This window comes from Rhodococcus sp. WS3, assembly GCF_003797085.1.
GTDB classification, from domain to species: Bacteria; Actinomycetota; Actinomycetes; order Mycobacteriales; family Mycobacteriaceae; genus Rhodococcus_F; species Rhodococcus_F globerula.
The window spans coordinates 2,201,097-2,223,912 of record NZ_RKMA01000001.1; the positions used below are offsets into that span (position 1 = coordinate 2,201,097).

The 22,816-nt window shown below is 58.6% G+C and carries 21 protein-coding genes; 14 read left to right on the forward strand and 7 right to left on the reverse strand.

Translation table 11 applies throughout. The features are described from left to right. Nucleotides 1-188: 188 nt before the first annotated feature. Nucleotides 189-1,391, forward strand: a complete 1,203-nt coding sequence (locus tag EEB13_RS09950; RefSeq protein WP_230590376.1) for a ricin-type beta-trefoil lectin domain protein — start codon at nt 189-191, stop codon at nt 1,389-1,391. Between the two features lie 65 nt (nt 1,392-1,456). Here the strand turns inward: EEB13_RS09950 and EEB13_RS31995 are convergent, their stop codons facing one another. The 3 genes from EEB13_RS31995 to EEB13_RS09960 all read right to left on the reverse strand — a co-directional run bounded on the left by EEB13_RS31995 (nt 1,457) and on the right by EEB13_RS09960 (nt 4,451). Next, on the reverse strand, nt 1,457-1,582 hold the full coding sequence (locus EEB13_RS31995) for a hypothetical protein (RefSeq protein ID WP_255285241.1): 126 nt from the start codon (nt 1,580-1,582) through the stop codon (nt 1,457-1,459). 410 nt (nt 1,583-1,992) lie between these two features. Beyond that, on the reverse strand, nt 1,993-2,823 hold the full coding sequence (locus EEB13_RS09955; protein WP_033236622.1) for an SDR family NAD(P)-dependent oxidoreductase: 831 nt from the start codon (nt 2,821-2,823) through the stop codon (nt 1,993-1,995). Further along, nucleotides 2,820-4,451, reverse strand: coding sequence for an AMP-binding protein (locus EEB13_RS09960; RefSeq protein WP_033236683.1), 1,632 nt, complete (start codon nt 4,449-4,451; stop codon nt 2,820-2,822). The genes EEB13_RS09955 and EEB13_RS09960 overlap by 4 nt, the downstream gene beginning before the upstream one ends. Nucleotides 4,452-4,723: 272 nt before the next feature. Between EEB13_RS09960 and EEB13_RS09965 the strand changes: the two genes are divergently transcribed. From EEB13_RS09965 to EEB13_RS09985, 5 genes are read left to right on the forward strand one after another with little or no spacing between them, the layout of a single operon-like run. Then, nucleotides 4,724-6,385 carry a class I adenylate-forming enzyme family protein gene (locus EEB13_RS09965; RefSeq protein WP_033236621.1) on the forward strand — a complete coding sequence of 554 codons (1,662 nt, stop codon included), beginning with the start codon at nt 4,724-4,726 and terminating at the stop codon, nt 6,383-6,385. After that, entirely contained in the window at nt 6,382-6,852 is a 471-nt protein-coding gene (locus EEB13_RS09970) for a nuclear transport factor 2 family protein (protein WP_045064933.1), read from the forward strand. Before EEB13_RS09965 ends, EEB13_RS09970 begins: the two co-directional genes overlap by 4 nt. A gap of 36 nt (nt 6,853-6,888) precedes the next feature. Beyond that, nucleotides 6,889-7,245: an EthD domain-containing protein gene (locus tag EEB13_RS09975; RefSeq protein WP_095887111.1), complete on the forward strand. Its 357-nt coding sequence runs from the start codon at nt 6,889-6,891 to the stop codon at nt 7,243-7,245. 44 nt (nt 7,246-7,289) lie between these two features. Further along, the gene (locus EEB13_RS09980; RefSeq protein ID WP_116104848.1) at nt 7,290-8,186 is read left to right on the forward strand and encodes a TIGR03619 family F420-dependent LLM class oxidoreductase; all 897 of its coding nucleotides are present in this window, start codon (nt 7,290-7,292) and stop codon (nt 8,184-8,186) included. 1 nt (nt 8,187) lies between these two features. Further along, nucleotides 8,188-8,703 carry a nuclear transport factor 2 family protein gene (locus EEB13_RS09985; protein WP_141485140.1) on the forward strand — a complete coding sequence of 172 codons (516 nt, stop codon included), beginning with the start codon at nt 8,188-8,190 and terminating at the stop codon, nt 8,701-8,703. Nucleotides 8,704-8,760: 57 nt separating this feature from the next. On the opposite strand, the gene EEB13_RS09990 is transcribed toward EEB13_RS09985, so the two are convergent. Further along, nucleotides 8,761-9,549, reverse strand: a complete 789-nt coding sequence (locus EEB13_RS09990) for an ROK family protein (protein ID WP_187328519.1) — start codon at nt 9,547-9,549, stop codon at nt 8,761-8,763. A 1-nt stretch (nt 9,550) separates the two neighbouring features. Continuing rightward, nucleotides 9,551-10,219, reverse strand: a complete 669-nt coding sequence (locus tag EEB13_RS09995; RefSeq protein ID WP_187328520.1) for a hypothetical protein — start codon at nt 10,217-10,219, stop codon at nt 9,551-9,553. Nucleotides 10,220-10,703: 484 nt separating this feature from the next. On the opposite strand from EEB13_RS09995, the gene EEB13_RS10000 reads away from it, so the two are divergent. The 7 genes from EEB13_RS10000 to EEB13_RS10030 all read left to right on the forward strand — a co-directional run bounded on the left by EEB13_RS10000 (nt 10,704) and on the right by EEB13_RS10030 (nt 19,229). Next, the gene (locus EEB13_RS10000) at nt 10,704-11,456 is read left to right on the forward strand and encodes a vWA domain-containing protein (protein ID WP_141485143.1); all 753 of its coding nucleotides are present in this window, start codon (nt 10,704-10,706) and stop codon (nt 11,454-11,456) included. A gap of 28 nt (nt 11,457-11,484) precedes the next feature. After that, entirely contained in the window at nt 11,485-12,894 is a 1,410-nt protein-coding gene (locus EEB13_RS10005; protein WP_187328521.1) for a protein phosphatase 2C domain-containing protein, read from the forward strand. Further along, nucleotides 12,891-13,862 carry a hypothetical protein gene (locus tag EEB13_RS10010; RefSeq protein WP_141485145.1) on the forward strand — a complete coding sequence of 324 codons (972 nt, stop codon included), beginning with the start codon at nt 12,891-12,893 and terminating at the stop codon, nt 13,860-13,862. Before EEB13_RS10005 ends, EEB13_RS10010 begins: the two co-directional genes overlap by 4 nt. Nucleotides 13,863-14,074: 212 nt before the next feature. Next, the gene (locus EEB13_RS10015; RefSeq protein ID WP_187328522.1) at nt 14,075-17,104 is read left to right on the forward strand and encodes an FtsK/SpoIIIE domain-containing protein; all 3,030 of its coding nucleotides are present in this window, start codon (nt 14,075-14,077) and stop codon (nt 17,102-17,104) included. Between the two features lie 167 nt (nt 17,105-17,271). Next, nucleotides 17,272-17,991 (forward strand): hypothetical protein, encoded by a 720-nt coding sequence (locus EEB13_RS10020; protein WP_141485147.1) that lies wholly within the window; start codon nt 17,272-17,274, stop codon nt 17,989-17,991. A gap of 237 nt (nt 17,992-18,228) precedes the next feature. Then, nucleotides 18,229-18,486, forward strand: coding sequence for a hypothetical protein (locus EEB13_RS10025; RefSeq protein ID WP_141485148.1), 258 nt, complete (start codon nt 18,229-18,231; stop codon nt 18,484-18,486). Nucleotides 18,487-18,740: 254 nt separating this feature from the next. Next, entirely contained in the window at nt 18,741-19,229 is a 489-nt protein-coding gene (locus tag EEB13_RS10030; protein ID WP_141485149.1) for a protein DA1, read from the forward strand. 151 nt (nt 19,230-19,380) lie between these two features. Here EEB13_RS10030 and EEB13_RS31480 read toward each other — a convergent pair whose 3' ends face one another. Next, entirely contained in the window at nt 19,381-19,521 is a 141-nt protein-coding gene (locus tag EEB13_RS31480) for a hypothetical protein (RefSeq protein WP_187328523.1), read from the reverse strand. A 195-nt stretch (nt 19,522-19,716) separates the two neighbouring features. Between EEB13_RS31480 and EEB13_RS10035 the strand changes: the two genes are divergently transcribed. Further along, nucleotides 19,717-21,189 carry an FAD-dependent oxidoreductase gene (locus EEB13_RS10035; RefSeq protein ID WP_141485150.1) on the forward strand — a complete coding sequence of 491 codons (1,473 nt, stop codon included), beginning with the start codon at nt 19,717-19,719 and terminating at the stop codon, nt 21,187-21,189. A gap of 46 nt (nt 21,190-21,235) precedes the next feature. Here the strand turns inward: EEB13_RS10035 and EEB13_RS10040 are convergent, their stop codons facing one another. Then, a complete protein-coding gene (locus tag EEB13_RS10040) occupies nt 21,236-22,681 on the reverse strand; it encodes an aldehyde dehydrogenase (RefSeq protein WP_092804015.1) in 1,446 nt (481 codons plus the stop codon). Nucleotides 22,682-22,816: the final 135 nt, after the last annotated feature.

Consider the following 22,816-nt stretch of genomic DNA (forward strand, 5'->3'; position numbering starts at 1 on the left):
TCCTTTTGTGTAGCATTTCGCCAACAAAGCCTGTGGAATTGTTTCCACCGGGCTAGGTTCTCGCCGCACAAAAGAATGGAATCACAATGAGAGTGACTGTGTTTTCGTATATTTCGGGGGAATCGTCAACAAAGGATCGACATTCGAAACAAACCGTTTGTTTTCTCATCGCGTCCATCGTCATGGCGATGGGCGCACTGGTAGTTTCTCCTGCCGTGTCCGAGGCTGCCGTGATCGGCGCGGTCAAGACACCCAGTGGGCGATGCCTGGAAAACAAGTGGGGCGTGACATCGGACGGCAACCCGGTTCAGATCTACGACTGCAACGGCTCGGCCGCACAGATCTGGAGCGTTGAAAGCGATGGCACCGTCCGGGTACAGACGAAATGCCTGGGTCCCCAGGGTGGTTCTCTGGCGGCAGGGACTGCCCTGGTCATATCGAATTGCACAGGCGCAGCATTCCAAAAATGGACCTCCGGTCCCGGAGGTACCGTTCGAAGCCAGGTCAACGGACTCTGCGTCGAGAATCGCGGTGGTGTCAATGCAAACGGAAATCCAGCTGTCGTACAGGTATGCGATGGCACACAGGCGCAGAGTTGGTCGTACACCGGAGCCATCGTGACGCTTCCGTCTCCGTCAGGGGTTGCGGTACCGGTCGGCAATCTCAATGGATGGCGCCAGATCTTCTACGACGACTTCACCAAAGACGCTGCGCTGGGGACGTGGGCAAATACGTGTGATCCCAACAAGATCGTCTACACCGGCGCACAAGGGCAAAGGTGGCGAACATACCCGTCTTGTTATCTCGATACATATCAACAGCGGCCGTATCGCGCCGACCAAGTTCTCAGCGTCAAGAATGGCGTCCTCAATTTCAATCTGCACAATGTCAACGGGCAACCGGCGGGGGCAAGCCCGTCACCCGTCATCAACGGCCAGAATCAAAATCAAACCTACGGCCGCTATTCTGCGAGATTCAAGGTCGACAACCCGAATCTCAACGAATATTACGTTGCCTGGTTGTTATGGCCGCAGTCCGAAGTATGGCCGCGCGATGGTGAATTCGACTTCCCCGAAGGTGGACTGTCCGGCACTGCAGGCGGTTTCCACCACTACTCCGGTGCGGGTTCTTGCGTAGGCGGGTGTCAGGACCTCGCAACGGACATCGGAGCGCGGTTCACCGACTGGCACACATACACGATCGAGTGGTCGCCCGGGCGGATCAAATATCTACTCGACAACCAGGTAGTCCTGGAAAGCACGTCCTGGGTTCCGTCCACCCCGATGCGCTGGCAGTTGCAGACCGAGACAAAAGGCACGGGAACCAGCAACGGGAACCTGATGCTCGATTGGGTCTCGGTATATGCCTACGACACGAGCGCACGGCCGTAGCCTCAAACCAGAGAAGGTCCGCATGCCAGAGGCGCGCGGACCTTCTCGGTCGATTCGATGCGGAACTAGCTCAACCCACCGAAAACCACGACGAGACTGTTCACGGTGTTCGTCAGAGATTCGAACACGCCCTTGAGGACGAGGTCTGCGCTACCGACCGGGATCATGAGAATTGTCGAAAGGGAACCCATTGTGTGCCTCCATGATTGGACCAGGCCGAAGAAACCGGCCTTTTCGAGAAAATTGATCGCGCTCGGATAGAGCGCACGTTGAAGTGCGGTGGCGACTACTGGTAGTCACCGCAGTCCGGGCGCGCTATCAGCTACCGAACGCTCCACCGAGCACACCGAGGAGGTACTTGAACGCAGCCAAAGCCTGGCTCTGGGCAAGAAGATCGGCGATCGATCCCATGTGAAACTCCTTATGTGAAGGGTTGCTGTACTTGCGCTTTCGCTGGCCAAAGACAGCAAACATCGCTCGTGCCCGAGCTGTTCACCCGGGCACCATCGGATGCTAACACCGTGATCGAGAGCTGTGGGGTGCTACGAATTTGCCGTCAACTGCTCGAGTATTCGGCCTTCTCGTCGATGAACCCCAAGCTTCATTTCTTCTCGTGAAGCGTCGCCATCAGTTTCGGACCGTCCACCACTCGGCCGAGGAAGCGGTCGGCATCGGGGTCGGTTGCAAGCCAGACTGCGGCGGCTGCCGGAACCGACGCCGGTGTGGCGGCAAATCCTGCGTCCACGATCGCGTCCGCACCGCCGCGAGCCTTACCCGATTCCGTGATCACAAACCCCGGACTCAGATTGAATGCCTTGATACCGGCGCCGCGGTACTCCGAATTGATCGCACCCGCGATACGCCCGAAGCCGGCCTTCGACGCTGCATACGACAGGCCCCAGCCGCCTTCACCGGGAGGCGCCGGTGGGTCCATGGTGGCCGAACCGGATGCGAGACCGATGACAACACCGTTGCCGCTCTTGATCATCGACGGAAGGATCACCTGGACCAAGGCGAGCTGATGCAGATAGTTGCCGACAACCATTGCCTGGGCATCGTCGATCTCGATGTCGAGAATCCGGTCCATGTTGCCGACGGTCTGTGCATAGGCGTTGTTGACCAGCACATCCACCCGGCCCCACTCGCGCAGTACCTGCTCACCGGCCGCAACAACCGATGCCCGATCGAGGAGGTCCATCGGAACGGCCATGGCCCGCACGCCGCAGGCCTCGATTTCGGAAACTGTCGTCTCGAGGCTTCCGGTAACAGGGATAACCTGCTCGCCGTCGCGCGTTCGCGGTGCGGCTCTGCCTTCACCTTCACGGACGGTGCGGGCAGTGATCGCGACATCGAACCCGGCGCGAGCAAATGCCAGTGCACATTCGCGGCCGATACCGCGAGAAGCCCCGGTTACCAGCGCAACTCGGTTCACAGGAACCTCGAACGACCGTGAGTCTCGAACTCTTTCTCGAGGCTCTCGATATCAGCTTCTGTCATCAGCGTGTACTCGGGAGCGCCGCGGCCCACCCAGTGGTACACCGGCTCGTCGGTCCGCCAGCGATCGACCTGAAGGTCACGCTTGAGCACCTTGTTGGAACCGGTGACGGGCAGGTTGGTCGATACGCGAATGAAGCGCGGCGCCGACTTTGTTCCCAAATCTGCCTGTGCGGCAAGGTAAGCCGCAAATTCGACGGGGTCGAAATCCGCCAGATCCGCAACCTCGATGCCCGCCATGACCTGATCACCCGAGCGCGGGTCAGGTACGGCAAACACACCGGTTGCGATCACCTTGGGGTGGCGACGCAGGATGTGCTCGATCATCAGAGCCGACGTGTTCTCACCGTCCACGCGGATCCAGTCACCCTTACGGCCGGCGAAGTAGATGAATCCCGCTTCGTCGACGTAACCGAGATCGCCTGTCCAGTACCAACCGTCACGGATCTTCTCCGCCATGGCGTCTTCGTTCTTGTAGTAGCCCTCGAACTTCTGCGAACCTGCCTTGTCGACCATTTCGCCGATGGACTCGTCCGAGTTGAGCACATGGCCGTGCTCGTCCAGGATCGCGCGCGGACGCTCTTCCTTGGTGTCGGGATTGACGATGACGATGTTCTCGTTAGCCGGACGTCCCAACGCTCCCGCGGGCTGGTTCGGATCGAGAACCACCGAACCGGCGCCTTCGCTCGAGCCGTAGCCCTCGAAAAGCTGTGCGCCGAAGCGACGAATGAACTCGGCCTTGTCACCCGGCGACGCTTCGGTACCAAAACCGTGTGTAAGGGTGTTCTCGATGTCGTCGGACTGCTCCGGCGTCGCCATCAGGTAGCCGAGTGCCTTGCCGACATACGTGAAATATGTTGCGCCGTAGAACCGGACGTCGGGCATGAAGCCCGAAGCGGTGAACTTGCGAACGAGGCAGACCGTAGCGCCCTGCGACAGCGCGGGAGCCCACAGTGCCATCAGCGCGTTGCCGTGGAAGAGCGGCATGCAGCAGTAGCAGACGTCATCGCGATCGATGTCGTACTTGGCACAGTTCGCGTATGCCAGACGCGTCAGACGACCCTGGCTGCATCGGACAGCCTTCGACATACCGGTAGTGCCGGAGGTGAAGAGGAGAAGGAAAAGCGTCGACGCATCGACGCCCAGGTCGATCTGCGGCGTCTCGACGCGATGCGCAGCAACGGTTTCGGCATACGACGCGTCGTCGACGAGGATGAAGCGGTCGTCGGTCAGACCGAGATCGAGACCAGCGAGCTTCTCGTGGCCGGCCTTGTCGGTGACGATCATCTGGCAATCGACATACCGGACCTCGGCTTCGAGTTCGGCACCGCGACGAGTCGGGTTGATTCCGACGATCGTGGCGCCCGTCAGTGCGGCGCCGCCAAGCCAGAACAGGAACTCGGGCTCGTTCTCGAGGAGAACACCGATGTGGAAGGGGCCCGGCGCGCGAAGCGACTTGGCGTACGAACCGCGGGCGGCACTTTCATGGACAACCTCGTCCCACGTCCAGTCCTGAGTACGCGTCCGCAGTCCCAGATGCTGATCACCGACACGATCGATCAACATCTGTGCGACGTCCGCGCGCTGCGGAGTGGCAACGGAACTGCTCGGAGGTGCTTCGGTGGCGGTGTTCGTCATCGTGATCCTGTGTCCTACTCGAGAGGGAGGGAATTCGTGTGCGCTCACGCTCATTCCTTCGGCTGCGATTCTTTCGGAACGCTAACTGCGCGTTATGTCAGTAACCCGCTCAGTCTCGCTCAGTGGTAACCGCCCCACAGATAGGATTGTCCCGTGACATTTTGTGACGTGAAAAGCGCCACAATACGAAAGGCCATTCCATGACTGCCCCCGCAGATCCGCAGTTGCTCCTGGACCAGGCGGTCTCGCGCCTCACCGGTCCCGGTGGGCCGTTCGAGATCGTCGAAGAAGAGGTTCTCGGCACCGTCATGCCCGTGATGAAGAATCGCGGACATGCCATCGGTGAGCTCATCTCCGCGTCCCGGGCCTGGGGCGACGGCGACTATCTCGTCACGAGCGACCGTCGGATTTCCTTCACGGAGCATGCCGACGCTGTAGCCGCGCTGGCGACTGCGCTTCGCGACAAGTACGGCGTCCGCAAGGGCGATCGAGTGGGAATTCTTGCCGCCAACAACCCTGAATGGGTCATGACCTTCTTCGCGACGCAGGCACTCGGCGCCATCGCGGTCGGTCTCAACGGCTGGTGGGTTCCGCGCGAGGTGACACACGGCATCGAGCTGTCGAGCCCGAAGGTGCTGGTAGTCGACGCCAAGCGCGGCGCTGCGCTTCCCGAACTGCCGGCAAGCATCAGCGTTCTGACCATGGAAGAGGATCTGCCCGCACTCATCGCCGAATACGCCGGCGCAGATGTACCCGCCACGGACATCGACGAGGACGATCCGGCTGTCATCCTTTTCACCAGTGGCACCAGCGGCCGCCCCAAGGGCGCCCTGCACTCACACCGCAACGTGATGGCTGTTGTCGACTACCACAAGTACAGCGACGCCATCGGCGCTGCGTTCACGGGCCGCGAGTACGACGGCTCCAAGCCCAGCCCGCTCCGCTACCTCCTGACCTCTCCCCTGTTCCACATCGCGAGCCTCCATAACCTGGTCATCCCGCGTCTGGCTACCGGCAGCGCTGTCGTGATGATCGACGGCGGCTTCGACGTGGACAAGGTGCTCGGATTGGTCGAACGCGAACGCATCACCAACTGGGGCGCGGTTCCCACCATGGCGTCGCGGTTGCTCGAACACGGCAACATCGGCAAGTACGACGTGTCCTCGCTGACGGCATTCTCCCTGGCATCGGCGCCGTCGTCGCCCGCGTTCAAGGAACGCCTCAAGGAGCAGGTACCGTTCGCCCGCAACGCCCTGGTCGACAGCTACGGCCTCACCGAGTGCAGCACGGCTATCGCCGTTGCCGTCGGAGCTGAGCTCGAAGAGTTCCCCGGGACGCTCGGACGTCCCATCATCACCGTGTCCATGGAAATTCGTGACCCCTTCGGTGAATGGCTGCCCGACGGCATCGAGGGTGAGGTCTGCGTGCGCAGCCCGTTCGTGATGCTCGGTTACTGGGAGAACGAAGAAGCCACCGCTTCGGCAATTTCTCCCGGACGCTGGCTCCGCACCGGCGATTTCGGCGTGATCGAGAACGGTCGCCTCCGTCTGACGGGACGCCGGTCGGATCTCATTCTGCGTGGCGGCGAGAACGTCTACCCCACAGAGATCGAACAGACCCTCGACGAGCATCCCGACGTCATCGAATGCGCCGTTATCGGTTCGCCTCACCCGGACCTCGGCCAGGAAGTGTCAGCAGTTGTCGTTCTGCGCGCCGGTGCAGTCACGACCGAGGAAGACCTCCGCGAATTCGCGGCTGAGCGTCTGTCGTACTTCAAGGTGCCCTCGAAGTGGCGTATAACCGGCGATCTGTTGCCCCGCAACGCAACCGGAAAGATGGTTCGCCGCGAGATCACGGTATGACCGAAGAGCTGTCACGGATCGTCGCCGAGTCGGCGATCCGTGACCTGCTCTGCGAGTACACGCACCTGATCGATCAGGGTAGGTTGCGTGATGTCGCATCATTGTTTGCGCACTCCGATTACGGCCAGTGCGGCGCGGACGGTGTTGCAACAACTCTGATTTCGTCCGATGCCGACGCTGTGTTCGCCGCGTGCAGCAGCTTCATCCGGATGTACGGCACTCCCGCGGTCCCGCGAACCAAACACCTGCTGACCAATACCCGTATCTCGGTTGACGGAAACGAGGCGTCGGCGCTGTCCTACATCACGGTCATCCAGGGCACCGAAGATTTTGCCCTGCAACCCATTTTGTCGGGACGGTACTTCGATCGATTCACGTGCGTCGAGGGATCGTGGCAGTTTGCATCACGACTCTTCTGCATGGACAACATGGGCGATATGTCTGCTCATGCCAACCGGTCACTCTGAGCACATCTCGCAGCACCTTCAACGGGGAGACGAACGATGTTCAAGGCAATCGCGCTACTCACTCGTAAGCCGGGACTCACGAAAGAAGAGTTCATCGACTACTACGAGAACAACCATGCCCCACTGATTGCCGCAACCTTCCCGTCGATCATCGAGTACCGGCGGAATTACCCCGATCTCGCTCAGGCTCTGCGCGCAGACGGCGTCCCCGACCCGGCTTTCGATGTCATCACCGAATTGTGGTTCCACGACAAGGCCGGGTACGAAGACATGCTGGCCACTCATGCCCGCCCGGAGGTCGGCGATCGAATCAGGGCCGACGAATCCAACTTTCTCGATCAGAGCAAGATCATTCAGTTTGTTACCGACGAGCGCGAATTGCCGCACTGCTGAGACTCGCCCGTCGTTCCCGCAGATTTTCGGAAAGGACTGTTTGCATGGAAATCGGTGTCAACGTATTGGGCCTCGAGGCACTGTTCGAGGGAAAGATCAGACCGGTTCTCGATTTTGCCGCTGCCGCTGATCACGCCGGCGTCGACTTGATCTGCACCGGCGATCACCTCGGGTTCAATGCTGACGCTCATGCGCAGCGCGTCAGCGAGCACAACTTCCTCTTTCCGTTGGATCATCCTTGGTACGAGCCGATTTCACTGCTCTCCTCAATTGCTGCAGTCACCGAACGCGCTCGCCTCGGAGTGTCGGTTCTCATTGCAACGGTTCGCCCACCGGCACTGCTCGCCAAACAAGTCGCCACCCTCGACGCACTGTCGGACGGACGCGTGACCATGGGCTTCGGAGTCGGCTGGCAAGAGGCCGAATACACCGCCACGAACATGCCTTTCGATGCCAGGTTCGGGCGCATGGAGGAAACCGTCGCAGCGTGCCGCGAACTCTGGACACAGGCTCCCGCCAACTTCAAGGGGCGCGACTTCTCCTTCGAGAACTACCACAGCATTCCGCTCTCGACCCAAGACCGCGTTCCTGTCCTCTTCGGGTTCGGGCCCAGCCAGCGGAACTTCGACCGCATCGCACGTGTCGCCGACGGTTGGACCGTCAACCCTGCCGATTTGGCGACCTTCACCGACAGTGTTGCGCTGCTGCGCAACACATTCGAAGCTCACGATCGTGATCCCGATACCGCGCGCGTGCAGGTGTCTGCTTCGCCGGTTCGTCGTGACAACGGAACCGTCGACCTCGAAGCCACTGCTGAGAAGGCTCACGACTGGTCCCACCGCGGCGCATCCGTCGTCGTCTTCCGTCCGGTCGTATTCGACTGTGCCAGCGAAGAACTACCGGAACTGCTCGACTGGATGATCAGCGTCAAGGAGTCCTGAAATGGAACGGCAATTGCAGGATCTGCTGGACAAGCAGGCTATTCGCGAAGTGGTCTTGACCTATGCCCGCGGCATCGACCGGCTCGATTTCGATCTCGTTCGCAGCGCCTATCACCCCGACGCCATCGATCATCACACCGGATTCGACGGCAACATCGACGAATACATTGCCTGGGTGAAGCCCAAACTCTCCGTCATCGGCGGCACGATGCATCACATCGGCAACCACCTCGTCGAACTGCACGGCGACCACGCGATCAGCGAGGCGTACTCGATGTCCACCCACTGGGGCGGACCCGAAGGCGTCGGGATGATCAACTTCACCAGCGGCGCACGTTTCATCGACCATATGGAGCGTCGAAATGGGCGTTGGGCAATCAAGGAACGATGGGCCGTACGCGAATGGACCCGCTCCGACGAGGGTCGTTTCGTGAATCCCGAGAGCGCCGGTCCCCGAGGACGGCGCGACGATTCAGATCCGTTGGCCGCCTTGCGGAAAACCTTTCAAGCGCACTGAGTTCGATTTTCGGATTTCAACGCCCGCAATATCAACTTAGGCGACGCAGCCTGTCGCTCAAAAACCGAGCGTTATTCGATGCGCTGCACCAGCAAGGCCAGCTTCTACATAGGGAGAGAGCATCACTCGCGGAGGCGCGTAGTGATCCGGAACATTTCGCAATTCTTCTCGAAGTGGCACTTTGATTACTCCCCAATGCGATTGCGCGATCCCACCGGAAAGAACGACCGTCTTCATCTGAAAGAAACAGGTCAGCCTCGAAAGAAATGCTCCAAGGCGATAGCCGAACTGCACGCGCCCCGCCTTGACACCCAGGTTTTTCTCCAGCTCGAACAACCCCGCTGACCCGAGCGCCCACCATAGGTCACGATTCGTGGCACGAGTATCCAATCGCCACTCACCCAAATCCCAATTCTCCCCAGAAGCAGGACTAATCAGCTTTCGGTCACGACCGACGACGCCGATACCGACAGACGTACCAAGCGATACCGCGACTGCACCCAGCTCGATACCACCGATTGCGAGCATGGACATCGCATGTGCATCACCATCGTTCATGACCGAAACCGGGCAATGCAAATCTGCACTCAAGCGCTGCGCAAAGGTTCCCCGAGCCCACGGTGCGGCGCGACTGAGGCGGACAAACCCCGAGGATCGGTCGACAAACCCCGCAAGAGATACGGAGAGCACGATCGGACACGGATCTACTGATCTGATCGCACTGACAAACTCGTCATAGGAGGTAGTGCGGACCTGTTTGACAAGTCGCACGCCACCCGGCTCCACGATTCCCAGACGTGTGCTTGATCCTCCGCAATCGATGACCACTTTGCGAGCCTCCGTCACGTCAGATCTCCGCCAGATCAACAAAAAAGCGGGTAACGCCAAAGAGGAGCGCTGCCAAGCCCACCAGGATGAGGCTCTCCACAATCTCAACTCCGATGGTCGGTAGGAGAATCAATGTGTTGTAGAGTTCTGCGCCTTTCTCCCCGATCCAGAGCGGTACGTACTCGACCGGGTAGGCGAAATCCACTGCGGTCCACCAATTCCCCATCGTGGATACCGAGGACGTCTGCCCAATTGTCGATGCAACCAACAGTGCCGGACCCCACACCCCCACCACGATTACATATGTGAGAGTCCGAAACGCCTTGGCGACGAAGACACCTACTACCAATGCAGACAAGAGTGGTACGGCGACGGCACCGAACAGAGTTGACACTTCGACCAACACTGCGTGTTCATCGTGCGACCCACGCAATGCACGGGCAGCGCCAATGCCTCCAACGAGCATCAAGATCGACAAGATCACGAGATACGTGACCAGTAGGTACGCACAATCGAACGCCCTATTCCACCACCATGATGTGGCGAAATTACTTCCCGCAGTCAAGGCAGTAGCGGTGTCGCGCACTTCCCGTTTGTGCACGGACACCGCTGGGTTCTTGCGCAAGGCACTCGACACTGCGATACCGGTAGCCGAGGTACCTATGACGTGAACGTTAACCTTGGACACCCCGGTTTCCTCCGCGAGGATCCGTATCTTGACATCTAGCGCCCCGGCATCGCTCGGCCCAGGCTCGATCGTCCCTATCCCCAGGCTTGAAGGGCTACGAGCGGCGGAAGTGCCAGCGAGCACGTCGCGTGTCGTAGCCCCCACCGCATAAACGGCGATAATCGTGTCGGGTGCCGACTCCACGAACTTTTGCCGGCGTACCTCCCAGTCCAGTCGACTCGCCCCAGCACTGTCTACGACGAAAATGTCAGCCGTTCTGGATGCCACCAGTTCTCGACCCTTCTCGAAATTCATGCCAAGAACCCGAACAACCTGCATTACGCCAAGACTCTATCCACGTCGCGCCTCACAGTCACGCCCGCATACCTGAATTCATTCGAACGGATGACAGTAATTTGTCTTGTTCCCCTGTAGCTTTCGAACAACCACGCCTCAATTCGAATGACTACGCACGGGTAACGGCGCAACACAACGAGGAGATTTCATGCCTGAGGCAACTGCAAAAGAATCGCTCGAAGACGATGCCAAGCGGCGTTTACCGATCTACATCCTGATCGACACATCTTGGTCGATGTCCGCCGGCGGCCGCATCGACGCAGTTCGTGAAATCGTGCCTGCGATCTACGACGCCACGAAACGAAACCCCATGCTCGCGCACAAAGCAATGTTTTCGGTTATCGAGATGGACACACACGCACGAGTGGTCGTAGTTTTGTCCAGTGGCACCGAAATGCCCAGCAGTTTGCACCTCGAAGCCTCAGGCGGCACCAACTATGCCGAAACCTTCGAGCTTTTGAAGGTGACGATAGAGCGCGACTATCAACAGTTGAAAGCTGACGGGATCGAGATCTACCGCCCTGCAGTACTTTTCGTGACCGACGGTGAGCCTATTTGCGATGAAAGTAGACGTAAAGCCGCCTTCGCCGAATTGACTGCCGAATCTTTCAAACGTCGACCTAACATCGTGATGTTCGGCGTCGGAGATGACGTCACAGTAAGCACCCTCGCCCACTACAAAAGCAAGAACGGCGCTGCCTTCATCACGAAGTCGGGTGGCGACGCTGCGCACGCAATCGCCGATATGACACAAGCATTTCTGGCCAGCGTGGTGAGTTCGGTTGTCGGAGTCGCCGATGATCTGGTCGATGAGGATGACATATTCAACTTTGTGTTTGATCCAGAAGACTCCGATGACATCGAGATGGTGGCTGGCGCCGACGATGATCTATTCATTTAAGCGACTAGGTTCACGAAAGAAATCGAAGATGACTGATCCGCAACACGACATCGACGACCGCAATATTGTGTCTCACACAGGACCTGCCACAGACGAGGAGTCCGACCACCTGGTTCACGGTGGCACCGAACGGCATCCCGCTCCTGCGACGCACAACGCCCAGCAGAATACAGACACTGCGGTCAGAGATACGTTGTCGGACAGCGAATCCCTCGGAGACGATGTCCCTCGCCACTCGGATTCACATGGAACGCACTCCCGTCCCGCGCCGAACCAAAATCAAGATTCGCGGTATCCCCAAGAACAGGCACGTGGCGACTCACAATCCGCGGTAGCCCAACTTGGCGGCCAGCACACGATATCCACGCCTTCCCTGGGCCGCACACCCGAGGAAACGACGTCCTCGGTGCGCACAAGCAATGCCGAGAACGACCTGTGGGTGTTGCCGGCAACAGGTGGACGACGCGCTGCGTACATCATCGACTCGGGCTACTACCAGGGAAGATATGCCGCCGAGGGAAGCTCGGGTCTCGAGGGCATGGACCTCATTCGCCCAACCGTTCTCGCTCAACTTCACGGCGGACACCGGCCCGACGTCATGCTCGAGGCGGGTTATGTCAGCGAACGCGCGTATGTGGGCGCGGTGTCGATGCGCGGCCTCAGCCATCACATGAGCAAGACCGCTCCTCGGCAGGATCACTACGGACTCGGAGTCCAGGACGGCTGGGTTATTTCAGTCATCGCAGACGGCGTCTCTGTGGGGGCGATGTCACATCTCGCTGCTGAACGCGCTGTGTTGTCAGCCACCTCTCAGGTCCGCGCCGCATTGCGCGCCGCAAACTCAACGGATGCTGATTCAGTGCGCGGGCTCGATTGGATTGCCATTGGCAATTCATGTCGCGACGCTGTGGATTCGTATGCACGACAAGTTCTTTCCCGCTTCATGTCCACGTCTGATGGTTCAATCGATATCAACGATGCACATAGTTCGACGTTGGCAAAGAAGATGTCGACCACTCTTGACATCGCGCTCATCGCAATCGAACCGGACCAGAACAATGCCTACCCGTTTGTACGCGTCGGCATTTCGGGTGACAGTAGCGCTTACGTTTTGGACCCAGATCGTGGCTGGCACTCCATCGCTCTCGGCAAGTCGACTGATGCTTCCCAGATCAACAACGCTGTCATACCACTACCTATGGAGCAGGGAACGCCGACCATCAGCACCGGAGCTTTACAAGCTGGACAGGTTTTTGTGCACGTAACCGACGGATTCGGTGACCTCATCCAAGAAGGACGCCGCCCTGTGGGTCGATTCTTGTTCGAGCAGTGGGCGGGTGGGCCCGTAGATTCGGTACGTCTGCTCCAGAGCGCATCTGTCCTCAACGCCAACGGGGACGACGATCGCACCGCTGTTGTCGTTTGGGTGGGACTATGACAACAATTGATGCTTCCACTTTGGGCACACTCACAGAAATCGGTCGAGGGGGCCAAGGAAAGCTGTACCTCGCACCGAACCTGGTAATCGGCTCAGACAAGGGCCCGTTGGTTTACAAAAAGTACTCCGCCAAGATCCGGGCCGAGAGCGGCCAAGTTATCGGCCACAGCCTGCCGGGTCTCATCGATTACCCGCGATCCCTCTCGGACGCCGACCAAGTGAAGCTCATGCGATGGTCGGTGTGGCCAAAGGCCCTGGTTGTCGAGAACGGCAACGCACTTGGCCTTGCCATGAAGCTCATTCCACCCACATTCGAGTTCATGGTAAACCTCTCGTGTGGCCCGAGTCCGTGTTTGTATTCAGCCGACTTCTTGTTTGGCAGTGTCGACTCTCAGAAATCCGTCGGGGCACCAACTCCCGATACGATGGAGAAGGCCCTATTCGTCGTCCAGTTGATGCTGGCCATGAAGCACTTCCACACCAACGACCTTGTTATAGGCGATTTCAGCCCACGAAATATCGTAGTCAGTAATCCGGAGAAGGTTCCCGCATCGACCAAGGGCGGTCGCTTCCATCCAAAATTCTTGGACGTCGACTCCTTCCGCCTGGCCGGTGAATCTGCACCCATTGCGCAACCTGACACACCCCTCTGGTTTGCGCCCGAGAAGCAAATCACGCGCGACGAGCTCAAGCGGATGATCAAGGGAGGCAAGACACCCGCCGAAACCGCGCACCTTCGCGCCAGACTGGCGATTCAAAACAAAGCAAGCGACGTATTCAAATTCGGACTGTTTGTACTGAGACTCTTCGATGGCACCGACGATGCAATGTCTCTCTACCATTCGACCAGATCCGAAGCGACCCTGAAGAAACTGTTCGGCACCAAAAGGTCTCAACTCCTTCTGTCTACTATTTCCGAAAATCCAGCGGCTAGACCGACATTCGACGAGATCATGAGAAGATGGTGACCAGGAAACCTTCATTGTCAGCGTGGGGAGCAAACGGACCCGAGCGACTTGCCCACATACTTGCATCGGAACTGAAAAATGCACTCGACCGGTCCGAAGCAGATTTCGAGCGAGCATTCAAGTCGCAAGGCGGGCACGTATCGGACCTGCAGAATCTTCACCAAGCTTCCGTGCGACTACGAGAAGCGTTTCGCCTTAGGTGGTCTGCAGAATTGACTATCCAGGACGACGGCGCTCCTCTCCGATCTGTCGTCGCAGCGGTCAGCGCGTCGCAGCAACTGACCGACAAACTCGGATCATCATGGATGCCGTTGTTGACCGGCGGCAAAGTTCGTGTGATCAAGCGCGAAAGACTGAGTGCACAAACAGTTCTCACAGAACTTGACACCTTGACCCAAGAATCGGCTGCTGGGATTCTGAGGGCTTTGCGAGCCACGCTCCCGGGCAAAGCAGCAGGCCGCGACACGGTCCAGAGTCGACTGAGAAACCAAACGCTCCCGGCTGGTGTGTGCGACCGCATGAAGGCACTCTCATCTGTCACCCCCGGCAGTGGTCGCCATGTGCTGCAAGTTGGCTACTTCGGATTTCAAATCAATTGCACATTGCCCCAATTTGACTATGCCTCAAAACAATTCACGTACGATCAGCCGACGGGTGCATTTTCCAAGCCACTCGCGATTCCCGCCCTGGTCGATTTTCAAGCCGATGGCGGCTTTGTTACAGATCAGCCGTCCACCGTCGCATCTGCGGTACTACGACTGCTGGCGTTGATTCCTGGTGGCGACCTCCAGATCGCGACATACGATCCCATCAATCTCGGTTCGTCACTGAAGTTCCTGAACGACCTCGGCGACGAAACCAAGAAGAAGGTTACCGGCGGAAGGATCTATGCAACACAGTCCGATTTCGATGACTTGATGGACAAAGCAGTCGGGCATATCGCACACGTCACACAACGATATCTAGGCTCCCGACATACCTCTTTGGCCTCGTACAACGCCTCGGCTGGGGAAACTGCCGAAGCCTACAGACTCCTCGTCCTGTTCGACTTTCCCACAGGAGTTGAGGCGCCGGGCGGAGGCGTCGACGCCAGCAAACTAGCCCGGCTGGAGACGGTCATTCGCGCGGGCCCAGCATGCGGCGTATACACGATTGTTCATGTGTCGAACCGTAAGCAATCCTCCTACCGAGATCAGTGGAGTTCAACTGCGCCAGCTCACCCCGTCGGACTTCCCCTCTTGCTCGGTGACGTCGAGTACGCCGAAACTCCAATGACGTGGCCAGCACTACTCAAATCGAGCATTCCGCAGGTCAAGCAATCCGGTGGGGGATACCCGCATAGCGTTTTGGAGAGCCTGCGATCTAACCAATCGCACAGTCTTCTGGAGCGAACTCCTCGTTTTCGTTGGAAACCTGCTGCCCAGAGTATCGATGACATTCTCGCCGCAGCATCCTCTGTTGTCCGCAAACTGGACCGTGATGTCGCAGCCGCACCAGGAGTGAGTGTTACCCCTGACAGGGTCGCCAACTTGGCAGCATCAATCGGCACAGCCAACGGGTCTGCGGCGAGTGTTGCCACACCATCTGATCCTTCGACGTGGTGGAAACAGTCAGCCGCAAAAGGGATTTCCGTCGCGGTCGGCCGTAAAGGAGACCGGGATGTCGCGACGATCGACCTAGGAACCTCCGGCGCAAGCAGTGCAGCATTGATCGGCGGCCGACCAGGCAGCGGAAAGTCTGTCTTCTTACACGCACTCATATGCGGAATCATCAGAAATTACCCACCGAGCGCAGTACGTATCTATCTGCTCGATCCTAAAGAGGGTGTGGAGTTCTCCGTATACGCAAAACAATCGGTACCGCACGCAGCAGTGATCACGCTCGACTCGGAACCAGATTGCACGATCGGTATCCTCGAGAATTTGCTGGCAGAAATGAAGAGTCGTGGTGATGTCTTTCGCGCTGCGGGAGCTAAGAACATCGACGAGTATCTCGCAACCTCAGGACATGCGATGGCCAGGATCGTCGTCATCATCGACGAGTTCCAAAAACTGCTGAACACTGGGGACGATTCGACTTCAGTTCGGGCATCAAACGTTCTGGACCGTCTCATCCGAGAATCGCGCGCGTTCGGCATTCACCCCGTCCTCGCGACACAGACTTTACAAGGAATCACACACCTACCGAAGAGCGTCGACCTCATCGTGACTCGAATCGCGCTGCCCATGGGAGACGACGACTCACGCAAGATACTCGGTGACAAGCGCGGCCACGCCGTATCACTGACCCGCGCAGGCCAGGCGATACTTCAGCGCGGCGTGGACTCGAGCGACGCGGACACCATTCAAGTAACCCATGAGACTTCCGCGACTGTCAACCAATCTGCAAAGACCGCAGCCGAATTGGCCTCAAAGAGGTACAAGTTCAGTCCTGTTCCCAAAGTAGTCGACTTCGGAGGGAAAACATATCCGAGCCCCGATGTCATCTCGAAGTTCGGACGGGGACGGACACAATCTGGAGTGAAAGTTCCGATGTCGATTCACTATGGGCTTGAATCCTCACAAACCATCAGATTGGACAACGAACCTTTCGGAAACCTCCTTTTGGTCGTCGGCACAGACCTCGACACGGGTACGTCATCGGGCACGGCGCGTCTTCTCGGCCCACTCCTTGCAACAGCGCTTCGCTCCAAAATCGCATTCGACCTTGTCGACTTCACAACACCATCGTCGCTCCTTCACCGAAATCTGGAGATGATACGAACGAGTATCTCCGCTGAACCGAACCAAAGATTCTGCCGGAGCGGCATGCTCGAACTTGTCATGATCGATCTCGAGAGGATCCTGGACCTCCGACGGGCCGGCCTCGAGCGCGCCGAACCCCGTCTTTTGATACTCACCCATCTACAGGGTGCACTGGCGCTCAGAACTACAAGCGGAAACGCGCTTGCCGACCGATTCCAGGCTTTGCTCTCCGATTGCGCGTCACACGGCATACACATAGTTGCTACTGCGGAATCACGGATCTCCGCCGAACGCGTGGTCGGCTACTCAATGGACTTGTTCGGGGCGAAAGTAGTCAGTCGCATATCAGCGGAAGACTCAATGAGTCTCACCGGAGACTATCAAGCATCCAAACTCAGCGACCGCGAGGTGCTCTACATCTCGACCAGCGGAACCCGACATCGAACTATTCCGTTCGCAGCCTTTCCGGACCGCGCATGGCGAAAGTTGACGCGATGAAGGTGGTACTGGAGTTGTCCGTCATCGAAAAGCTCCGAACCGATGTGCGAGTGGTCCCGCCACACCTCATCCACGGAATAAACTCAGCAGTTCACAGTGCGACTCGAGTACTCGAACGATGTCACCGGGTTCGCGCTCAGCGCAGAAATATTCTCGACCAAGCCCAAGTGGCGCTCGATTCTTGCCTGATGTCGGACTCAGTTGATTGCCTTGAGCTGACGTTGCGCTGCCGACGGGCCGCCCACGAGCATGCTGAAGCGGAACTGGCAGTCAGGATCGCGGAGGAAGCATTACTGCGGTTTCGCACCAACGCTGCGAGACTAGCCCGCCAATCAATAGAAATCACCGAAAAACTCGACCAACACCTCATGCGAAAGCTGGAAGGAATACGCGGGATTAAAGTCCAAGCGACTTCGGTACCGCTAAATAGCGCACCTCAGGTCGGCATCACCGCACCGGCGCTGAATTCTTCACTGCCACATGATTCCATCTACATCGCTCCAGGAATGAAACCCAACTACGCGATGGTGCCGATCTCATTGATCGATGTCACGCACAGCACTGTGCGCAGCATCGAAGACTTCAAGAAGGGATACTCGGTTCAGGATCTCGACGCAGCGTTCGAAGCCCTGTTTACAGTCGTAATTCCCGCGATAGCAAACGGAGCGGACGCCAACTACTTTGCCGAAATAGACCGCAGAACCGGCGCTGTCGGTACCCGTTCATTATCGATGACCTACAACAATTTCCTCGACAACCACTCGGAGGCGATTCGTCTCGAGCGCGACGGCAGCGGCCGATTGACAGTGGGCAACGGACAGCATCGAATCTGGGTGGCTGCCCATACCGGCAGAAGCCATGTGCCCGCACTGATACTGGGCGGCTGAAATGGACTACACCGGTGGCGCTCTCGCATTAGTCGACGAACTGTCGAATCGTATGACCACGATGCTGCGAGAAAGTGCGCAAGGGTACCAAGATGCATCTCGCGCCCGATTCCAGGACGTCGTAGAGAACGACCTACGATCGAAAATGCTTGCGCTGCATAATGAACTCGAACACCTGAACATGGAACTACACCGTGCCACAGCACTACTCGAACCACAGTGAAATGGAGTCGACACATGTCCGTTACAGGCGATCCAGCCGAACTTCGCAAACTCGCGCAGGAAGCGAAAGCCGCCGCCGCCGATATCGAGTCCATAGCGCAACGTCTCGACAAGCGATACCAGGCCACCCACTTCGCTGTCGCCAACAAGCACCAAGTTGACGAAATCGTGCGTGCAGCAAGTGCACAATCCCGGGCCATGTCAACCAACCTCCGACAACTCCAGAGTAGTCTGCAAAAAATTGCGGCGGCACTGGAACAAGTCGGTCGCTGAATCCGCCGACCGAGAAGCAGACGATGACCAACGAGCCGATCTGCGGAGAATGTGGAAATATGCTGCGCGGCAACTATTATCAAATAGGAAATGCTCGTTTCTACGAAAAGCACCGAACCGATCCTGCCTGCAGCTTCTGCGGTATCCCCTCTTCGTGGAAATTTGACAATTTCCGCTACTGCAGGAGATGCGCACTTACCGCGATACGCACCCCGGCTGCGGCGCGGACGATTATCACCGACGTCAGTCGATCGATGACGAAGCGCGAACTAGCCGTCCCCACACCGGTGCGAATCACATTGGCGGATTCCCGCCGACTGGCTTCGAAGGGCTTGAACAACGGGCCGCACCACCACGGAGTCACCGAAATCGAGTACTTCCACGGCACAACCCAGCCGACAAACGTAGAGATCACAGTCCGTATGGGACTCCCCGATATTCAATGCCGAGCGACGGTCGCGCATGAGTTCGGCCATGCCTTCATGGCCCATCAGTGTCTGTTCGATGTTCCGCTCGTCCTGAGTGAGGGGTTTGCCGAGCTCGCGTCGTATGCATACCTTTATCACGATGTCGCGACCGTTGAGGCACGAGCCGAATGCAGATCGATTTCTCGTCGACCTGATCTCTACGGCGTCGGCTTCAGACGCGTCTACGAAATTGTGAAGCGAATCGGATTGGCCGAGTTCATTCGACGACTCCAAGTCAATCCGACGGACGATTTCGTCCAATTTCCGACACAATGAACCTCACCGTAATCGAGTTCTGCCGCTCAGCGGCCACACGACGAACCACAGACCGCTGAGGCAAACCCGGCCAGCGCCTGGTTGGTGTCGGCCAGGATCAACAGGCGTTCTGCGAACTTGTTCCGGCTTGGTCGCGACTGATCTACAACGCTCATTCCGAGGTGGGCGTGTCTTCATCCTGCTCGGCAAGAGGATCGATGGTGTCGACGCCCTCCAACACCGTCAGCTCTTCTTCTGCCTCGGCTAGCAGACCTTTGGCCTCGGCCTCGATCTTCTTCACCCAATCGGACATCCCGAGCCTCGTCTCTTCAATACGGAGTTCTCGATTTCTGGATTCAGGATACGTCGCCGGGCCTCAGCGAGTCAGCCGACTGGCTGCCGAGCTATCTACTCAGACCCGACATCTCCCGCTGGATGGCACAAGCACTTCACCAGCACTACGAGCGACCGTAGCGTGCGGAAAACACAACTGAACTGGAGATCTTCTATGAGTGCGCGCCATCCCGTAGCCCCACTGAATATCCACGATGTAGAGAATTTCGACCACGAAACCGAAGTCCTCGTCGTCGGATACGGCTGCGCGGGTGCAGCGGCAGCGTTGGAGGCCTGCGCTCGTGGCAGTGACGTGATTCTGCTCGAACGGGCAAGCGGTGGAGGCGGGTCGTCCGCACTGTCCGGTGGCGAAATCTATCTCGGCGGCGGCACCGAAACTCAGCGTGCATGCGGATTCTCCGATACTCCCGAAGATATGGCGGCGTACCTCATGGCTGCGCTCGGGCCGGACGCAGACAAAGAGAAAATCGATGCCTACGCCCATGGCAGTTTGGAGCACTACCAGTGGCTGGTCGATCACGGTGTGCCGTTCAAACCGTCGTTGTGGGATTCTCCTACGTGGGTGCCACCCACTGATGACGGTTTGATGTGGCTGGGCGAAAACAGCTGGCCTTACGACGAACTCGCCAAACCAGCTCCGCGTGGTCACCGCGTCACCGCCGATGGCTTCGGCGGCAAGGTGCTGATGGCAAAACTCTCCGAACAGGTGGCTGCCCGCAATATCGGCGTACACACCGATACATACGCCACCCGCCTCATCATGGACGGCATTCGCGTCGTTGGGGTCAGTGCACGTAGTTTCGGCAAGACGGTCACCTACCGCGCGCGACGCGGGGTTGTTCTCACCACAGGTGGCTTCGCCGACAATGCCGAGATGGTGGCTCAACACGCACCACAACTTGTGGGATTGGGCGTGAATAGTGATGGTGGCGACGACGGTCGGGGCATCGTTATCGCCCAGGCAGTCGGAGCTGCCGTCAAACACATGTCTGCCGGCCAGGTGGGAATCACGCTGGTTCCCGCAATGATGGTGCGCGGCATGATCGTCAACAACGTGGGGCAACGCTTCATCAACGAGGATGTATATCCCGGCTTGGTTGGGCAGGCTGCGTTGTACCGACACGGTCTCGATGTCTGGGTAATCCTCGATGAGCAGGCGTACGAAGAAGTCCCCGAAGTAGAACGTTGGGGGGTGCAGCCTCACTATGTGGCCGAAACCCTCGAAGAACTCGAGGAAGAAATCGGGATGCCCGCAGGAGCGTTGGTCACCACGATCGGTGAGTACAACAAGCATGCAGCAGATGGAGTCGACCCGTACTTCCACAAATCTGCGCGATGGTTGCGTCCGCTCCAATCTCCTTACGCGGCAATTGATGTTCGACGCGGGATGGCGCCTCCCGAGCTTGGCGCATCGAATGGGGGCGGTGCCGAGGTGTTTACCACCGGCGGTCTGTGGACCACTGTCGACGGCAGGGTCCTCAATCTGGACGGGGAAGCTATCCCTGGACTGTTCGCGGCCGGCCGAGCAACATCAGACCTGCATTCTTGGGGATACATCAGCGGAACCTCGTTGGGAGACGGCACCTTCTTCGGCCGCAGAGCCGGTATCTCGGCGGCCGGCCGATAGACAACCGCAGCCCCGGAGTTCCGCACTCCGGGGCATTCGAGCAGTGCTACTCCGGCAGGAAGATCGATTTGAGGCTGTAGTACGACGCGAGCCCTTCCGGCCCCAATTCACGGCCTACCCCACTCGCCTTGACGCCGCCGAAGGGCGAACCCCAGTCCAGGCCATAGGTATTCACACCGAAGGAACCTGTTTCCACCTTCCGGGCCACGTCGATCCCTCGATCGCGGTCGGCAGTCCACACCGTGCCGCCGAGGCCGTACTCGGAATCATTCGCCAACGCGATGGCGTCGGCTTCGTCGCTGTAGGGGATCACGGTCAGAACCGGCCCGAACACTTCGTCCTTCGCGATGTTCGCGTCGTTGCCGAGATTGCCGAATACTGTCGGCTCGACGAACCATCCACGATCGAGGTGCGCAGGACGCTTGCCACCTGTCGTGACCGTTGCGCCCTCGGCACTTCCCGCGTCGATCATCGACAGAACTCGCTTGTACTGACGCTCGCTGACCAAGGGGCCGACAAAGGTACCGGCATCAGCGGGGTCACCGATCGGCAGCGACGCCGCCATTGCAGTCACCGCATCGAGGAATTCGGAATACCGATTGGCCGGTGCAAGAATTCGCGTCGACATGTAGCACGTCTGACCACTGTTCAGCAGAGACGCCGTGGCCAGGCCTGCCACGGTCGTTTCGATATCAGCATCGTCGAGGATCAACGCGGCTGACTTTCCGCCGAGTTCGAGGGTGACGGGACGCAGAAGTTCACCACAGACCCGACCGATGTGCCTACCGGCAGGCGTCGAACCGGTGAACGCAACCTTGGCGACGCCAGGGTGGGCAACCAAATACTGACCGACATCGGGGCCGCCTGTCACGATGTTGAGAACGCCGGCAGGCAAGCCGGCTTCGACGGCTGCTTCCGCCAGGAGGTAGGAGTCGAGTGTCGTTTCGGGAGAAGGCTTGAGCACCACCGTGCAACCGGCGGCCAGTGCAGGAGCGATCTTGAACATCGACAGGATCGCCGGGTAATTCCACGGCGCGATCGCAGCCACGACGCCGACCGGTTCCTTGCGAACGATCGTCGTACCGGCACTGGAGAGACTCTGACGCACTTCTTCGACCGACGACGAACGAATCAGATCGGAGTAGTAGCGCAGCAGCTGCACCGGGGCGTCCCCCTCAGCAAACCGGGCGAGAGTGATCGGCATACCGTTCTGCCGGCTGACCAGCGAAGCACGCTCCTCCGATCGCCGTTCGACGGCATCCGCGAACCTGTCGAGAATCGCGGCGCGATCGGATCCGTCCAGGTTTGCCCACTCCGAGGAGCGCAGTGCACGGCCTGCGGCAGCGACGGCCGAGTCGACATCTGCCGTCGAGGATTCCGGAAAGATGCCAAACAACTGTTCGGTAGTTGGCGAGAATACCTGAATCGCACCACCAGTCGCCGGCTTTGCCCACTCACCGTCGATGAACAGAGTCGAATGCTCGATTTCCATGTCTGCCTCGGTACTTTCAGCTCGGAAGAATAGCCTGAGCGATCGATCGCAGACGCCACTGCAACGCCGTGAAGCCTCAACCTGCAATCGACAGGTTAGCGATCGTTCGTTTGACTACTATCGGTGAGCCACGAG

Excerpts from the sequence above, each read along its gene's own strand:
- EEB13_RS09950 (WP_230590376.1), top strand. The coding sequence starts at position 189 with ATGGGCGCACTGGTAGTTTCTCCTGCCGTGTCCGAGGCTGCCGTGATC.
- EEB13_RS31995 (WP_255285241.1), bottom strand. The coding sequence starts at position 1,582 with ATGGGTTCCCTTTCGACAATTCTCATGATCCCGGTCGGTAGCGCAGAC.
- EEB13_RS09960 (WP_033236683.1), bottom strand. The coding sequence starts at position 4,451 with ATGTTGATCGATCGTGTCGGTGATCAGCATCTGGGACTGCGGACGCGT.
- EEB13_RS09965 (WP_033236621.1), top strand. The coding sequence starts at position 4,724 with ATGACTGCCCCCGCAGATCCGCAGTTGCTCCTGGACCAGGCGGTCTCG.
- EEB13_RS09970 (WP_045064933.1), top strand. The coding sequence starts at position 6,382 with ATGACCGAAGAGCTGTCACGGATCGTCGCCGAGTCGGCGATCCGTGAC.
- EEB13_RS09975 (WP_095887111.1), top strand. The coding sequence starts at position 6,889 with ATGTTCAAGGCAATCGCGCTACTCACTCGTAAGCCGGGACTCACGAAA.
- EEB13_RS09980 (WP_116104848.1), top strand. The coding sequence starts at position 7,290 with ATGGAAATCGGTGTCAACGTATTGGGCCTCGAGGCACTGTTCGAGGGA.
- EEB13_RS09985 (WP_141485140.1), top strand. The coding sequence starts at position 8,188 with ATGGAACGGCAATTGCAGGATCTGCTGGACAAGCAGGCTATTCGCGAA.
- EEB13_RS10000 (WP_141485143.1), top strand. The coding sequence starts at position 10,704 with ATGCCTGAGGCAACTGCAAAAGAATCGCTCGAAGACGATGCCAAGCGG.
- EEB13_RS10005 (WP_187328521.1), top strand. The coding sequence starts at position 11,485 with ATGACTGATCCGCAACACGACATCGACGACCGCAATATTGTGTCTCAC.
- EEB13_RS10010 (WP_141485145.1), top strand. The coding sequence starts at position 12,891 with ATGACAACAATTGATGCTTCCACTTTGGGCACACTCACAGAAATCGGT.
- EEB13_RS10025 (WP_141485148.1), top strand. The coding sequence starts at position 18,229 with ATGTCCGTTACAGGCGATCCAGCCGAACTTCGCAAACTCGCGCAGGAA.
- EEB13_RS10030 (WP_141485149.1), top strand. The coding sequence starts at position 18,741 with ATGACGAAGCGCGAACTAGCCGTCCCCACACCGGTGCGAATCACATTG.
- EEB13_RS31480 (WP_187328523.1), bottom strand. The coding sequence starts at position 19,521 with ATGTCCGATTGGGTGAAGAAGATCGAGGCCGAGGCCAAAGGTCTGCTA.
- EEB13_RS10035 (WP_141485150.1), top strand. The coding sequence starts at position 19,717 with ATGAGTGCGCGCCATCCCGTAGCCCCACTGAATATCCACGATGTAGAG.
- EEB13_RS10040 (WP_092804015.1), bottom strand. The coding sequence starts at position 22,681 with ATGGAAATCGAGCATTCGACTCTGTTCATCGACGGTGAGTGGGCAAAG.